Genomic DNA, 14,940 nt, shown 5'->3' with positions numbered 1-14,940 from the left:
GGGTGTTCCGGGGCCCGCTTATCGTGATCGAGGACGCCGTATCCCGGTCCGCGACGGGCGTCCCTGGAGGCATCGATGCCGGCAAAGCTGTCAACGCGGCCCATGCTGCGGCGCTGCGCGGTCACCGGCGCGGTCGGAGTGGTCCTGCTCGGCACCGGTCTGCCGACGGTCACGGACGACGCCGAGCCCGACCTGACCCGGTTCTACCGGCAGAAGGTCGCCTGGGGGAAATGCCCGGGCGAGGGACTGCCGAAGGACATGCAGTGCGGCAAGGTCACCGTTCCCCTCGACTACGCGCACCCCAAGGCGGGGACCCTCGATCTGGCGCTCGCCCGCTACCGGGCCACGGGCGAGAAGCGGGGCTCGGTGCTGCTCAACTTCGGCGGGCCCGGCGGCGCCGGCATCCCCGAATTCGCCGCAGGCGCAAAGGACTTCCTGGAGCTGACGGACGGCTACGACATCGTGACGTTCGATCCGCGCGGCGTCGGCAGGTCCTCGCCGGTCAGCTGCGGGGACGGCGAGGAGAACGTCGACATGACGGACGACGGCACGGATCTCGGCCGCGATCCGCAGTCCGTCCTCGCGCATGTGAAGCAGGCCGCCGAGGCGTGCGCCCGGCACTCCGGGCCCGTGCTGCCCCACATCGGCACGGTCAACGCCTCGCGCGACATGGACGTGATGCGCCAGGCCCTCGGCGACAAGAAGCTCAACTACCTCGGTTTCTCCTACGGAACGCGGCTCGGCGCGGTGTACGCCGCCCAGTTCCCCGAGAAGGTGGGCCGGTTGGTGCTCGACGGCGTCGACACGCTGACCGAACCGCTGACCGAGCAGGGCGTGGCGAGCGCCCAGGGACAGCAGAAGGCGCTGGAGGAGTTCATCAACTGGTGCGTGAAGGACATCGCCTGTCCGTTCGGGCAGGATCCGCGCGAGGCCAGGAAGCAGGTCGTACGACTCGTCGACTCGCTGGACGAGGACCCGGTCCCTTCGGCGTTCGGCGAGCCGTTCACCGGGCAGGACCTGGTCGGCGCCATCGGACAGGCGCTCTACAGCGAGGAGTTGTGGCCCTCCCTGGAGCGGGCCCTCGCCTCACTGGTCGAGGACGGCGACACGCACGCCGTCGAGACCTTCGCGTTCGGCGGAGCCGCGCCCACCGGCCGCCACGAGACCGAGGACCCCGACGGCGGTCTCGTCGACGAAGAGGACATCCCCCTCGACAACGCACCCGCGGCGCTGATGGCGATCAATTGCGCGGACGATCCCGACCGTCCCGCGGCGAAGCAGATCATCGGCGATCTCGACCGGCTGCGCGCCGAGTACGCGCAGGCGTCGCCGGTCTTCGGCCCCTACCGGCTCACCGGGGTGCTGATGTGCTATGGCCGCCCCAGGGGCACGGACTTCATCCGGGACGAGGTGAAGGACCTGCGCACGCCGAAGATGCTCCTCGTGGGCACCCGCGGCGACCCTGCGACGCCGTACCGCTGGACCGTGCAGACCGCGAAGCGGCTCGGCACCTCGGCCGTGGTGCTGGACAACAAGGGCAGCGGCCACACCGGATACGCCTCCTCCAAGTGCGTGCACGGCAAGGTCGACGCGTTCCTGCTGTACGGCACGCTGCCGCCCGACGGCAGTTCCTGCGGGCCCGAGGACGACCGGGAGTAGGGCCGCGGCGATGCACTGGATTGCCCCTAATGCCCGATCGGCGAATCGGTCCTATCGTGCTGTTATGGAGCACGCACTCAGTCCCACGACCCTCACCGAGCTGCGGCGCCCGCGCCCCTATCCGGCCGTGTCCGTGCTGACGCCCACCCATCGCCGAGAGCCCTACCGGGCGCAGGACCAGGTCCGGCTGCGCAATGCCGTGGCCGCGGCCAAGAAGCAGCTGGAGGCCGATCCGTCGGTCACCCGCGAGCGCCGGGCGGAAGTCGAGCGGCAGCTCGACCAGGCCCTCGCCGAGGTCGATCTCACGTACGCCGAGGACGGCCTGGCGATCTTCGCCGCGCCGGGTGAGCACCAGGTGTGGTCGCTCGCCCGCACGGTGCCCGAGCGCGTGGTGCTCTCGGACACCTTCCTGACCCGCAACCTCGTCTCCGCACACGCCGCCGAGCGGCCGTACTGGGTGCTCTCGGTCTCCGCCGACCGCGTCACCCTGTGGAACGGCAGCCTCGACCGCATCACCGAGGCCCGCATGGGCGGCTTCCCGCTGACCAGGAGAGTCGAGAACTTCGACGCCGAGCGCCGGGAGCGGATCGGCGACATGCCGAGCACGTTCCGCGACGAGGACACCCGCCACTTCCTCAAGGACGCGGACTCCGCCCTGAGCGCGATCATCCGGCGCGAACCGCGGCCGCTGTACGTCACCGGCGAGCCGGCGGCGCTGTCCCTGCTGGACGAGATCGGCGGCGTCACCAAGGACGCCGTGCACATCCCGCACGGCGGGCTCGCCCACGGTACGCACGACGCCGTGTGGCAGGCGATCCAGCCGGTGATCGCCGCCCAGGCCCGCAAGGACACCGACGCCGTGGCGCGGGAACTCGAGTCGGCCATGGGCCACAAGGCGTTCGCGGCCGGTGTCGACGAGGTCTGGCGCAGCGCCCGCGAAGGCCGGATCCGGCTGCTGGCCGTCGAGGAGAACTACCGCGTGACGGTACGGGGCGAGGACGGCGACCATCTGATCCCGGCCGAGAGCGACGAACTCGACGCCCGCGAGGACATCGTGGACGAGATCGTCGAGCAGTGCCTGGAGACCGGCGCCGAGGTCCGCTTCGTACCGGACGGCACGCTGGGCGATGCCCAAGGGATCGCCGGGGTGCTGCGGTACTGACGCCGGAGCGGCGAGGAGGCACGGCGGTGGTGCGGTTGCCTCCTCGTCCGGCGGGCGTCCTCATACACCCCCGAAGAGCGCGCTCAAGCCGCGTTCCACGACCGCCTCGAGGTCCTCCTCGCCGGCCGGGACCACCGCATACGTCCGCAGCAGGAAGCGCTGCAGCGCCGGGGTGTCGAACTGCAGGAGCGCCATGCCGTGGGGCGAGTGCAGCTCCACGACCGTGCGCTGCGGCCCGCACGGCCAGAGGTGCACGTCCCCGTCCCCGGTCGGCTCGCGCAGCCCGGCCTCCAGCAGGCCGCGGGCGAAGGTCCAGGTGGCCCCTTGCCCGTCGAGGGAGACCTCGCCCGGGAAGTCGAGGTGCACGGCCAGCGGGTCCGTGGACGCGTACCGCAGCTTGGCGGCAACGGGGAGTTCGCGCTCCTCGCCAGTGATCAGACGGGCGCGGGCGGGCTGCTCGAGGGCGATGTCCATGGGCGATCTCCCCTGCGGGTCGGAGGTCGGGCTGTTTTGCCGCTGTGCCTTTAGGACCCCGCAGGCGCCCCTCGCATTACGCCGAAGTCGACTTCATTTATGTGATCTGCATCACTGCCGAGAAATGCAACCGTACGACCGACACCCGCCGCGGCCCCACTCCTAGAACGTTCGACCGTCGAACACTCGAATGAGCGCCGCGCGATCGCCCGCACGGACCATCAAATCGCGTACCCTGCCTACGACTTGACCCCTTCAATGACGTACGCCATTCGCACGGCACGAGCCCTCCGTGAAGACTCTGGCATATGCCAGACGCACCACCGTATCGGGTGTTGCCAAATCCCTTACAGCGCGTCGCGGGCTGTGCAACAGTCGTAACGGTCCTTCCGTCAGCCTTGGTCGTACCGTCCCCGCATCGGAGTGCGTCATGCCGTCCCATCTCTCTGCGGACCGCCCCGCCGCTCAGCCGCCCGGACGCGGCTCGGTCGACGCGCTCATATCGCAGACGCGACGGCTCAAGGGCGACGTCGACGCCGTACGGCAGGGCACGCAGAGCGACGGTTCGGACCCGCAGGAGCGCTGGCAGCGGGCGTTGTGCGACCTCGCCCTGCACCAGCTCAACGACCTCGACGAGCACCTGGCGCAGCTGCGGGACGGCCCGGCCCTCGCCTCCCCGGCTCCGGCGGCCGCGCCGGCCGACGGGACCACGGCACCCGCTCCCGGGCGCGGCTCCCTGCTCAGCCGGGTAGGCAGCGCGGAGTGGAACCTGCTGACGGACGAGGCCAGTTGGTCCGGCGAGCTCTACCAGATCCTCGGCCGTGACCCCGCCGCTGCGCCGCTCACCCTCGACGAGCTGCCGTCCCTGGTGCTCGACGAGGACCGGCCGAAGCTGACGGCGATGGTCACCCACTGCCTGGTCGACGCCAAGCCCATCGACGGGGAGTTCAGGATCGTGCGGCCGGACGGCGAAGCCCGGACCGTGCACATGATGGGCGAGCCCGCGCTCGACGCCGACGGCAGCACCGCCTCGATGTGGGCCGTGCTGCGGGACGTCAGCGAACTGCGCCTGAGCCAGAGGGCGGTGAGCGAGACCCGTGACTCGCTCCAACGCCGGCAGCACCAGGCGCAGACCGAGCACCGGCTCGCGGTCGAGCTGCAGGAGGCCGTGCTGCCGCCGTGGCGCGGCTCCCTGCGGCTCCCGCACCGGGGCCCGCGGACCCTGGACCTCGCCGCCCGCTATCTGCCGTCGTCGACGAGCGCGCTGATCGGCGGCGACTGGTACGACGCCCTCGAACTGGCGGACGGGGACACGCTGTTGAGCGTCGGCGACCTCACCGGGCACGGCGTCGCCGTGACATCGGGCATGGCGACCCTGCTGGGCGCCGTACGCGGCATGGCGATGGCGGGCACCCAGCCGGGGCAACTGCTGTCCTGGCTCAACCAGTTGCTCGACGCGACCGTCCAGCCGGCCCTCGGCAGCGCCGTCTGCTGCCGCTACCGGCCCGAGACCCGCACCCTGACCTGGGCACAGGCCGGACACCCCGCCCCGCTGCTCTTCCGCGACGGGACGGGGCGCAGGCTGAACGCGCCGGACGGCGTCCTGCTCGGCGCCACCTCGGGTGCCGTGTACGCACAGGCCGAAGAGACCCTCGAGGTGGGCGACCTGCTCCTGCTGCACACGGACGGACTGGCGCCCAGGCACCAGGGAGCGGACGCCATGAACCGCCTCCTCGACCTGGCCCCCCGCATCGACGGGACACACAGCGCACAGGACTGCGTACGGCTGGTCGTGGAGGAGTTCGGTGAGAGCGAGCGCGAGAACGACGCCTGCGTGCTCGTGGCCAGGGTGATGTCGTAGAAGGTCCGGCCAGGTTGATGTCGTAGAACGTCGGTGACGTCCCGGAGCGTACGGGGATCGATCGGTCGCACAGGCCCCCTGTGCCTGTGCGCTATGCGCGTGCGCTGCCGCCGCCCGGCTTCTTCGCCTTGGGCAGCGCCAACCGGATCTCCTCCCGCAGTTCGTGGATCTTCGGGTAGCTGGAGTACTCGGCGGTCAGCCGGTACATCTGGCGCAGCCGGTCCCAGGTGCGGCCGGACGAGTTCGAACCCATCGACATCAGGGCCAGCCGTGCGTAGCGGTCGGCCTGTTCGGGGTCGTCCGCGATGAAACAGGCGGACGCCATGGACAGATGGTCGAAGATCTTCGAGCGCTCCCGGCCGTCGACGCGCAGGGCCAGGGCCTTCTCCGCGTAGTGCTGGGCGTGGACGGCCGCGCCCGGCTCGAACTCGGCCAGCGTGCGGTACGCCAGGGCCTGCATGCCGTACAGATCCTCGTCCTTGAAGGTCTGCATCCAGCTCGGCGGCGGCACGTCGCCCCGGTCGGAGACGAAGAGGTCCTCCGCCTGTCCGAGGGTGCGGCGCATGGCCTGGCCCTTGCCCATCGACGCCTGCGCCCAGGCCTCGATGGTGTGGAACATGGCCCTGGTGCGCGGCAGCACCTGGTCGCCGGAACCGGACTGGGCGAGTTTCATGAGGTCGAGTGCGTCGTCGGGCCGGCCGAGGTGCACCATCTGGCGAGCCGCTCGGGAGAGCGCCTCCCCGGCGCGGGGCCGGTCGCCGCCTTCTCGGGCCGCGTGGGCGGCGATGACGAAGTACTTCTGGGCCGTGGGTTCCAGGCCGACGTCGTGCGACATCCAGCCCGCGAGGACGGCCAGGTTGGCGGCGACGCCCCACAGGCGCCGCTGCAGATGGTCGGGGTGACGGTAGGCGAGCATGCCGCCCACCTCGTTGAGTTGGCCTACGACTGCCTTGCGCTGCAGCCCGCCGCCGCGGGCCGCGTCCCAGGCCCGGAACACCTCTACCGAGCGCTCCAGTTCCTCGATCTCCTGCGACCCGATGGGGGCGGCCTCGTAGCGGTCGAACCCGGCGGGGTCGGCGTGCAGGGGGTCGTCGATCTGGGGGGCGTCGGCCTTGAGGGCCGGGTCGGTGTGCAGCCAGTCGTGCATGGCGCTGCTGAGTGCGGATCCCGCGGCGAGCGCGGCACCCGCGCCCACCAAGCCGCGTCGGTTGAGCATGAGGTCCATTCCCGTGAATTCGGTGAGGACCGCAGCCGTCCGCTCGGGCGCCCACGGCACACCGTCGGGATGCTCCGCACTCCCGCCGTCCTGCCGTTTCCCCGCACGCCCGTGCCGGACCAGACCGAGGTCCTCGATGGTCACGACACGGCCGAGACGCTCGGTGAACAGGGCCGCCAGCACCCGCGGTACCGGATCGCGCGGGATCTCTCCCATGTCGATCCACCGCCGCACCCGCGAGGTGTCGGTCGCCAGCTGGGGGTGGCCCATGGCCGCCGCCTGCCGGTTGACCAGCCTCGCGAGTTCGCCCTTGGACCAGCCGGCCAGGCCGAACAGGTCCGATAGGCGGGTGTTGGGTTCTCCGCTCACGTCAAGCCCCCAGGTTCTCGGCTGAGTTGACAGTAGCCGGGTGAGAGTTGCCCCGGGACTATTCGCCAGGGTTCGCCAGGGTGCGCCAGATGGTGTGCCACCGGGCATCGGGTGTCAGGTAGGAACGCGCCACCCCGACCCGGTCGCCTTCTTGCCACGGCTGGTGCATTCCCCAGGGTGCACCCGGGCGGCCGGATCGGGCAGCGCTTTGACATCTCAGGCACACGAAGGGATCTGTCTCTCCCATGTACGCAGCATCGTCCTCCGTGTCCGCCCCGCCCCGGTCGCTGCGAGCCCGCCCGGCGGGCAGCGGCCCCTACCTCGATCCCGTGCGGCCGGCGGCCGCGCCCGTGCTCGGTGCGGGCCGGCCGCGCCGTCCCGCGGGGATCGGCACCCAACCGCTCAGCGGGAGACTCGACTTGTCCGGCCCTCAGGGCGCCCAGCTGCGTACGGCGATCGCGTCGGTGCACCGGATCTGCCCGGAGTTCACTCCGGTGCAGGTCCTGCGCCGCAGCGGGCGGTCCGTGCTCCTGGTCGGCACGACCGGGCGCAGCACGGCCGTCGCCAAGTGTTTACTCGACCACTCCCCGGCGTGGGCCGAGCGGATCCGGCACGAGATAGCGGCATACCGCTCGTTCGTCCGGCACCGCCCCCCGGTGCGGGTGCCGAGACTGATCGCGGCGGATCCGGACAACTGCACGCTGGTCATCGAGCGGATGCCGGGCCGGGTGGCGGCCCTGCAGCGGCACCCGCTGGAGGCGCCGCCGCGTGCGGACATCAGGGCGGCACTCGGAGCGATCTGCCGGCTGAACGCGTGGCGGCCTCCGGCGGGCACGTTCGACGCGCCGCTGGACTACGCGACGCGGATCTCCCGGTACCACGAGCTGGGTCTGCTCACCGACCGGGACATGGGCGATCTGCAGAAGCTGCTGCACGGCATCGCGGCGACCGCGGGCCGGCAGGGCATGGGCCAGTTCTGCCACGGCGACGCACTGCTCTCGAACATCCTGCTCTCACCGGCCGGTCCAGTGCTGGTGGACTGGGAGCACGCGGGCTGGTATCTGCCGGGCTACGACCTGGCGACGCTGTGGTCGGTGCTCGGGGACGCGCCGGTGGCACGGCGGCAGATCAGTCAGATCGCCCAGTCGGCGGGTCCGGCTTCCCGGGATGCGTTCCTGGTGAACCTGATGCTCGTGCTGACCCGTGAGATCCGTACCTACGAGACGGCCGTGCAGCGTTCGATGCACGACTCGACCCCGGCGGCACCGGGTCAGGCCCACCCGGGTGCTGCGCCGTCCGGCGAGGAACAGCGGCTGCTGCTGCGGCGGCTGCACGACGACTGCCAGCTGGCCCGGCGGGCCGTGCGCGCGGCGGTCGGCACTCGCTGACGGGGACGGTGGTCCGCGGTGAGCCGGGAGAACGGCGCACCGCGGACCTTCGTATGTCTGCTCGCATACGCCCTTCGGTGGACGCTGCTCACCCCCATTGGTGTGTGCCACTGACGCGCCGCAGGCCCGCGGGCCGTCGCCGCGAAACTCCCGGGACCCCCGGTTGACAAGGGAAGACGCCTGTCTCTTGGCATGATTGACGGATCGTCGGACAGCCGGTACCACTGACGCACGCCCGGCCCCGCACGGCTCATCGCGCCCGACCGTCCCAGGAGGCTGCAATGCGCGGATCCGTCACCGACCCCGGCAGAGCGGCCGGGCACCGACGCAGGCGGACCACCGTCGGCGCGCTGGCCTCCGCGGCGCTGTTGCTGCCGCTGCTCGGAGCAGCTCCGCCGCCGCCCGATGACCGTTCCTCGACGGACAGCCTTCAGCGGGCGTTCGCCTCCGCCGCAGCCAAGTACCACGTGCCGCAGAGCATCCTGCTCGGTGTCTCCTATCTGCAGTCCCGCTGGGACACGCACGGCGGAGCCCCCAGCGTGACCGGCGGCTACGGCCCGATGCACCTCACCGACGCCCGCACCGCGCTCGCCGGGACGGTCCCGCATCACAGTGAGGGCTCGGAGGACCCGCGCGGCGACAGCGCCCGAGCGCCCCTGTCCCCCACGGCGAAGCTCCCGGACACGGCGAAGATCCCGGCGCGCCTCAGGACCCTGCCGAGGGCGGCGGAACTGACCGGGCTGAGCCCGCGGGAGCTGCGTACGGACCCGGCCGCCAATGTGGCGGGCGGGGCCGCCCTGCTCGCCGCCGAGCAGAAGGCGCTGGGCGCACCCCTGAGTTCCGATCCGGCGGACTGGTACGGCGCGGTGGCCCGCTTCTCCGGCGCCGACGACACCGCGACGGCGGCGGCGTACGCGAACGACGTCTACGACGTGCTGCGCACCGGCCTGCAGCGCCGCACGGACGCGGACCAACGGATCGCCGTGACCGGCCGCCCGGGCCTCTCCCCCGACACCGGGCAGCTGAAGCGGGCGGGACTGCGCACCGTCGAATCCGATGAGACCGAGTGCCCGTCGACCGTGGCCTGCGAGTGGGTCCCGGCGCCGTACGAGCAGTTCGGGGAGGGCGACTACGGCAACCACGATCTGGGGGACCGTCCGGCGGCGCAGGGCATCAGGTACATCGTCATCCATGACACGGAGGGCTCCTGGGAGGGGGTCCTCAAGATGGTGCAGGACCCGACCTACGTGTCCTGGCAGTACTCGCTGCGCTCCACCGACGGCCACATCGCCCAGCATGTGAAGGCCAAGGACGTGGCCTGGCACGCGGGCAACTGGTACGTCAACGCCAAGTCGATCGGCCTGGAGCACGAGGGCTTCCTGGCGCGGCCGGACGCCTGGTACACGGAGGCGATGTACCGGTCCTCGGCACGCCTGGTGACGTATCTCGCCGACAAGTACGGCATCCCGCTGGACCGGCAGCACATCCTCGGCCACGACACCGTGCCGGGCCCGACCGCGTCGAACATCAGGGGTATGCACACCGACCCGGGCCCGTACTGGGACTGGCGGCACTACTTCGAGCTGCTCGGCCGGCCCTTGGTGCCCACCGCCGGCCCGTACGGCGGCCTGGTGACGATCCGTCCCGACTACGCGACCAACCGGCCCGAGTACACGGGCTGCGTCTCCGCGGGCGAGCCGTGCGCGGCCCACGGTTCGAGTGCGGTGCGGCTGTACTCCGGGCCCGGCGCGTCGTATCCCCTGATCAAGGACGTCGGTCTGGGCACCACTCCGAGCACCGGGGTGAACGACCTCTCCTCCCGGGTCTCGACAGGTCAGCAGTACGCGGTCGCCGGGCGGTCGGGCGACTGGACGGCGATCTGGTACCTGGGCCAGAAGGCATGGTTCAGGAACCCGAAGAAGAACCCGACCGCGGTGAACGCGGCCGGGCTGGTGGTGACGCCCAAGGAGGGTGTGCAGAGCGTCCCGGTGTACGGGCGTGCCTATCCCGAGGCCTCGGCGTATCCGGCGGACGTTCCCGCTCAGACGGTGTCGCCGCTGCCGTACACCTTGCCGGCCGGGCAGCAGTACGCGGTGGGCGACAAGGTACCGGGCGAGTACTACTACGCGGTGACCTTCGACGAGGGCTCGCACCGGGTCGTGGCCGGCAAGGACGAGTACTACGAGATCCAGTTCGGTCACCGGGTCGCGTTCGTGCGGGCGGCGGATGTGCGGGTGGTGCCGTCGGGCTCCTGACGGCACCACCGGGCGGCGTCAGCCCTCCCTCTCCCAGGTGTACCGACGCCCGGCGACCGCCCTGAAGGTCAGGTCACCGTCCTGGAACAGGTCGCTGCGTACGGTGAGTTGACGCGTCCGGGACGCCTTCAGGGCGATGCGGGTCGCCCGGCCGTCGGTCCACGTGATGTCGAGGGTGGCGCCGCCGCGGGCGCGCAGGCCGCGCACCGAGCCGGCCGGCCAGGCGGCGGGCAGGGCGGGCAGCACCTCGATGGCGTCGTGCTGGCTCTGCAGGAGCATCTCCACGATCCCGGAGGTGGCGCCGAAGTTGCCGTCGATCTGGAACGGCGGGTGGGTGTCCCAGAGGTTGGGCAGGGTCGAGGACTTCAGCTGTTCGCCGAGCATCTTGTGGGCGTGGTCGCCGTCGCGCAGCCGGGCCCAGAAGTTGATCTTCCAGGCCTTGGACCAGCCGGTGCCGCCGTCGCCGCGTGCGGTCAGGGAGGCCTTGGCGGCCTCGGCCCACGTGCTGCCGGGTTCGATCTGCCGCCCGGGATGGAGGGCGAACAGGTGTGAGACATGCCGGTGAGTGTCGGTCGGGTCGTCCAAGTCCTGCTTCCACTCCTGGAGTTGACCCCAGGAGCCGATGTGCAGGCCGGGGTCGAGCCGGTTCAGCGCGTCCTCGACGCGGCGGCGGAAGTCGGGCGTGTCGCCCAGGGTCCGGGCGGCTTCGAGGGTGTTGGTGAACAGGTCGTGGACGATCTGCTGCGACATGGCGGCGCCGGCGGTGAAGTCGCCGTGCTCGGGCGAGTAGCTGGGGGTGACGACGAGGGTTCCGTCGCGCGGGTCGGTGCGCAGGTTGTCGAGCCAGAACTCGGTGGCCTCCTTCATCACCGGGTATGCGGTGGTGCGCAGATAGTCGGTGGAGCCGCCGAACCGGTAGTGCTCGTAGAGCTGCTGGGTGAGCCAGGCCGCCGCTTCGGGGAACCAGAACGCGGTCGCCCAGTCGTGCACGCCGGTGAAACCGTACGGGTTGGTCTCGTTGTGCACGACCCAGCCGCGCGAGCCGAACATCTCCCGTGCCGTACGGCGTCCGGGCGCGCGCAGGGCCTCGACGAAACGGTCGTACGGCGCCGTCGTCTCAGCGAGGTTCGCGGCCTCGGCGGGCCAGTAGTTCATCTGGATGTTGATGTTGGTGTGGTAGTCCGCGGACCAGGGGGGCGTGGTGCTGTTGTTCCAGACGCCCTGGAGGTTGGCGGGCAGGGAGCCGGGGCGTGAGGAGGCGATGAGCAGGTAGCGGCCGTACTGGAAGTAGAGGGCTTCGAGGGCGCGGCCCGCGGCGCTCGTGCCGCCGGTGTACCCGGCGAGGAGCGCGTCGGTGGGCACGTCTGCCGGGAGTGACTGGCCGATGTCGAGGGCGACCCGGCCGAACAGGGCGCGGTGGTCGCTGAGGTGCCGGGCCAGCAGGGCCTCGTAGCCGCCTTCGACCGCCTGCTGCACGGCACGGGCGACGGCGGTGTGCGGGTCCGGGCCGCGGTAGTCGGGGTAGGTGTCGGCGTAGTCGGTGCCCGCGGCCAGGACGAACCAGGCGCTGTCGGCCCCCGTCACGGTGACCGTGCCATCGGCGTCGGAGGTGACCGTGCCGCCCCGGCTGCGCACCCGGACCTGCGCTTCGAAGCGCAGTCCGTTGTCGGCGAGCGCGCCCCGCACGGTCAGGGTTGCGTCGGCCGCGGTTGCGGTGAAGTCGGCGCGGGGCGAGGTATAGCGCAGGGTGAAGGTGACGCCGCCGGGCCGGTCGGCGGCGAGGCGGCCCACGATCACACTGTCGGGGTGGGAGGCGAAGAAGTCCCTTTGGTGGCGGACGCCTTGGTGGGTGTAGGTGACCGAGGCGACGGCGCGGTCGAGGTCGAGCTCGCGGCGGTAGTCCTCCGGCGTCGCCGTCGGCGCGCCGGGCAGGTCGAGGTGGAGGTCACCGAAGGTCTGATGGGCGCCGTAGCCGATCCGTGGCTGGCCGAGCCGGTCGGCCACGGACTCGGGGTCGAGGGTGGTCCGCGTGTCGAGGTCGTCCTGGACGGCGGCGATCGCGCCGGGGCGGGGTGCGCGCCAGTTGCCGTGGTCATAGCCCTGGGCGGAGCCGGGGCCGCCGGTCCAGAGGGTCTTCTCGTTGAACTGCAGCCGCTCGGAGGCGAGGGTGCCGAACACCATGGCACCGAGGGCGCCATTGCCGATGGGCAGGGCCTCGCGTTCCCAGTCTGCGGCCGGGGAGGCGTACCAGAGCACGGACGACTCGCTCGATACATCGGATGAATCGGCGACGGCCGCCTCCGCAGCTCCGGCACCCAGGGCCAACCCTCCCGCCCCTGCAGCCGTTGCCTTCAAGGTGGTCCTTCGAGTGATCCCGCGCGACTCATAAGACATGACCCCTGACGCTAGAGGTCCGATGACTCAGCGGCAAGGGTCATGACAACACGAGCAAGGCACCCCACAGCGGATCACTGGCGGGGCGTGGCGGTGCGGTGTGATTCAGCCCTGCTGGAAGAGCTCCGCGGGCAGCGGCTTCAGGAGGGCGTACAGGTCGTCGGTGATCGGACGGTCCCAGGCGGCGATGGTGACCAGGACGTTGTCGCTGCGGTCGAACTGAACGCAGGAGATCCGGCTCTCGGAGAGCTTCAGACGGCGCACGATCAGCAGGTTGTCGCCCTGCATCACGGGCACGTCCTCGCTGCCGACGACGGTGACCTCCTCGTCGTTCTCCAGGGCCAGCAGCAGTTGCGCCACCTCGAAGGGGATCTCGCCCTCGGCGACCTCGCGGGCCGGCGAGCCCTCCGGGAGGTTGCCGATGATCATCGCCGGGCCGCGGCCGCCGAAGAGGTCGTAGCGCAGGAAGACGCCCTGGCAGCTGCCGTCGGGGGCGGGCAGCAGCCCGGCACCCAGATTGCCGGGCCAGTCACCCGGGTCCATGGCCAGTACGTCGAAGTCGGGCCCGGCGGGCGTGGCGCTGCGGCGGCGGAGGAACGACATGTCGCCATGGTACGTGGCCGGACCAGGTCCGTGACGTGCGGGCGGAGGTTCACGCGCGGTTTCGCCGTGCCGTCGTACGCCCCTGGTTCGGGACGGCATGACACGCCCTGCGGCCGTCACTCCTCCGGCGGTGCGGGCGGCACCACCGCCACGGGGCTCGCGGCGTGCAACAGGACCGCCTGGGCCACCGAGCCCATCATGCGGGCGGGGGCCAGGAGGCGGCGTCGGTGGCGGCCGACGACGACCAGATGCGCGTCCCGGGAGGCCGCGACGAGGAGGCCGGCGGCGTCGCCCGGAGCCACGTACGGCTCGGCGTGGACTTCCGGGTGGCGTTCGCGGTGTGGGGCGAGGAAGCCCTCGGCGAGGGCGCGGGTCTCGTTCTCGACGGCGTCCTGGTCGACGGCCGGCGGCAGGACCACGCCGGGGGCCGCCGTCCAGATGTGTGCCGGCCATGAGTAGGCGGCGACGGCCTGGAGGCGGGCGCCGCGCAGGGCCGCCTCGGTGAAGGCGAAGGAGAGCGTGGCCTCGTCGGGACCGTCGACCTGCAGGCCGACGACGACCCGCGGCCCCGGCTCGATCGGCATGGCGTCGTGCACCTCGCGCCCCGGCTTGGGCACCACGACGACCGGGCATTCGGCGTCACGTGCGGCGGCCATGCCGTTGGAGCCGAGCAGCAGACTGGCGAACCCACCGCGGCCCCGGGAGCCGAGCACCAACAGGTCGGCGGTGGAACCCAGTTCGGGCAGCACCGCGCCGGGTGCGCCCTCCAGAGCGACGTATTCCATCACCGGTCGCTCGCTCCGCCCCGCCAGATACCGGCGTACCTGGTCGAGCACGGGGTCGTCCTCCGGTTCCGGCCGTCCGGCGGGCAGGACGTCCGGCTTGGCCCAGGCGGGGTACTGCTGTACGTGGACCACCCGCAGCGGTGCCGCACGTGCCAGGGCGGCCTCGACGGCCCAGTCGAGCGCGACCAGGCTGTCGTCCGATCCGTCGACCGCCGCGATGACCGGCAGGGTGCTCATGGGGTTCCTCACCTCCGGAAGACGACCTTCGCCCCTCCCGGGGCCAGCCTCGCTCAAGGATCGGCCCCAGGAGGCTTCTCAAGGTCGCGTGTCCGGAAAAACGGGCGGAACGCGCCCGGATCGGCCCGACGGCGGCCGGCGCGCGGAGCGACCGCCCGCCGGCTCACCCGGACCCGCGCTTCACGTCAGGTCGAACTCGCCCTCCCTCGCGCCCGACACGAAGGCACCCCACTCGGCGGGGGTGAAGATCAGGGAAGGGCTCTCCGGCCGGCCGCTGTTGCGCATCGCGATGAATCCCTCGACAAAGGCGATCTGGACATCGCCCAGGCCGCGGCTGCCCGAGTGCCACTCGGCGTTGCTGAGGTCCAGCTCCGGCTTGTCCCAGCCCGCGAACGGCTGCTGCTGGATGGTGCTCTCGGCCACGTCCGTGCTCCTCCCGATTCGTCCGTCCGCGGGCCAGCCTAGCGATCGGGTCCGGGTGTCGACAGGCCACGTGAGGGGGACCTTTGCGGAGGCCTCTCCACCGCCGTCCGGCGA

General features: G+C 71.5%; 11 protein-coding genes. 5 read left to right on the top strand and 6 right to left on the bottom strand.

The features are described 5' to 3' along the window. Positions 1 to 75: 75 nt before the first annotated feature. The gene (locus ACZ7L6_RS09495; protein ID WP_471921565.1) at positions 76 to 1,659 is read left to right on the top strand and encodes an alpha/beta hydrolase; all 1,584 of its coding nucleotides are present in this window, start codon (positions 76 to 78) and stop codon (positions 1,657 to 1,659) included. Between the two features lie 64 nt (positions 1,660 to 1,723). Then, positions 1,724 to 2,821, top strand: coding sequence for a baeRF3 domain-containing protein (locus ACZ7L6_RS09490; RefSeq protein WP_471921563.1), 1,098 nt, complete (start codon positions 1,724 to 1,726; stop codon positions 2,819 to 2,821). Positions 2,822 to 2,881: 60 nt separating this feature from the next. Here the strand turns inward: ACZ7L6_RS09490 and ACZ7L6_RS09485 are convergent, their stop codons facing one another. Beyond that, positions 2,882 to 3,295 (bottom strand): SsgA family sporulation/cell division regulator, encoded by a 414-nt coding sequence (locus ACZ7L6_RS09485; RefSeq protein ID WP_471921561.1) that lies wholly within the window; start codon positions 3,293 to 3,295, stop codon positions 2,882 to 2,884. A gap of 430 nt (positions 3,296 to 3,725) precedes the next feature. Here ACZ7L6_RS09485 and ACZ7L6_RS09480 point away from each other — a divergent pair, with 430 nt between their 5' ends. Further along, positions 3,726 to 5,156, top strand: coding sequence for a PP2C family protein-serine/threonine phosphatase (locus ACZ7L6_RS09480; RefSeq protein WP_471921559.1), 1,431 nt, complete (start codon positions 3,726 to 3,728; stop codon positions 5,154 to 5,156). Between the two features lie 91 nt (positions 5,157 to 5,247). Here the strand turns inward: ACZ7L6_RS09480 and ACZ7L6_RS09475 are convergent, their stop codons facing one another. Then, the gene (locus tag ACZ7L6_RS09475) at positions 5,248 to 6,741 is read right to left on the bottom strand and encodes a DNA-binding protein NsdB (RefSeq protein ID WP_471921557.1); all 1,494 of its coding nucleotides are present in this window, start codon (positions 6,739 to 6,741) and stop codon (positions 5,248 to 5,250) included. Between the two features lie 245 nt (positions 6,742 to 6,986). Between ACZ7L6_RS09475 and ACZ7L6_RS09470 the strand changes: the two genes are divergently transcribed. Then, positions 6,987 to 8,129, top strand: coding sequence for an aminoglycoside phosphotransferase family protein (locus ACZ7L6_RS09470; protein ID WP_471921555.1), 1,143 nt, complete (start codon positions 6,987 to 6,989; stop codon positions 8,127 to 8,129). A 281-nt stretch (positions 8,130 to 8,410) separates the two neighbouring features. Beyond that, complete coding sequence (locus ACZ7L6_RS09465) at positions 8,411 to 10,384, top strand: N-acetylmuramoyl-L-alanine amidase (protein ID WP_471921553.1); 1,974 nt, start codon at positions 8,411 to 8,413, stop codon at positions 10,382 to 10,384. A gap of 18 nt (positions 10,385 to 10,402) precedes the next feature. Here ACZ7L6_RS09465 and ACZ7L6_RS09460 read toward each other — a convergent pair whose 3' ends face one another. The 4 genes from ACZ7L6_RS09460 to ACZ7L6_RS09445 all read right to left on the bottom strand — a co-directional run bounded on the left by ACZ7L6_RS09460 (position 10,403) and on the right by ACZ7L6_RS09445 (position 14,826). Continuing rightward, positions 10,403 to 12,640: a glycoside hydrolase family 95 protein gene (locus tag ACZ7L6_RS09460; protein ID WP_471921815.1), complete on the bottom strand. Its 2,238-nt coding sequence runs from the start codon at positions 12,638 to 12,640 to the stop codon at positions 10,403 to 10,405. A 243-nt stretch (positions 12,641 to 12,883) separates the two neighbouring features. Beyond that, the gene (locus tag ACZ7L6_RS09455; RefSeq protein ID WP_250084667.1) at positions 12,884 to 13,381 is read right to left on the bottom strand and encodes a hypothetical protein; all 498 of its coding nucleotides are present in this window, start codon (positions 13,379 to 13,381) and stop codon (positions 12,884 to 12,886) included. A gap of 116 nt (positions 13,382 to 13,497) precedes the next feature. Next, a complete protein-coding gene (locus ACZ7L6_RS09450; protein WP_471921550.1) occupies positions 13,498 to 14,403 on the bottom strand; it encodes a universal stress protein in 906 nt (301 codons plus the stop codon). 180 nt (positions 14,404 to 14,583) lie between these two features. Continuing rightward, positions 14,584 to 14,826, bottom strand: coding sequence for a DUF397 domain-containing protein (locus ACZ7L6_RS09445; protein ID WP_471921548.1), 243 nt, complete (start codon positions 14,824 to 14,826; stop codon positions 14,584 to 14,586). Positions 14,827 to 14,940: the final 114 nt, after the last annotated feature.

It is taken from the genome of Streptomyces sp. NPDC107522 (assembly GCF_055657525.1).
The sequence above is the reverse complement of the archived record's forward strand: the minus strand, read 5'-3'. Positions and strand labels throughout refer to the sequence as shown.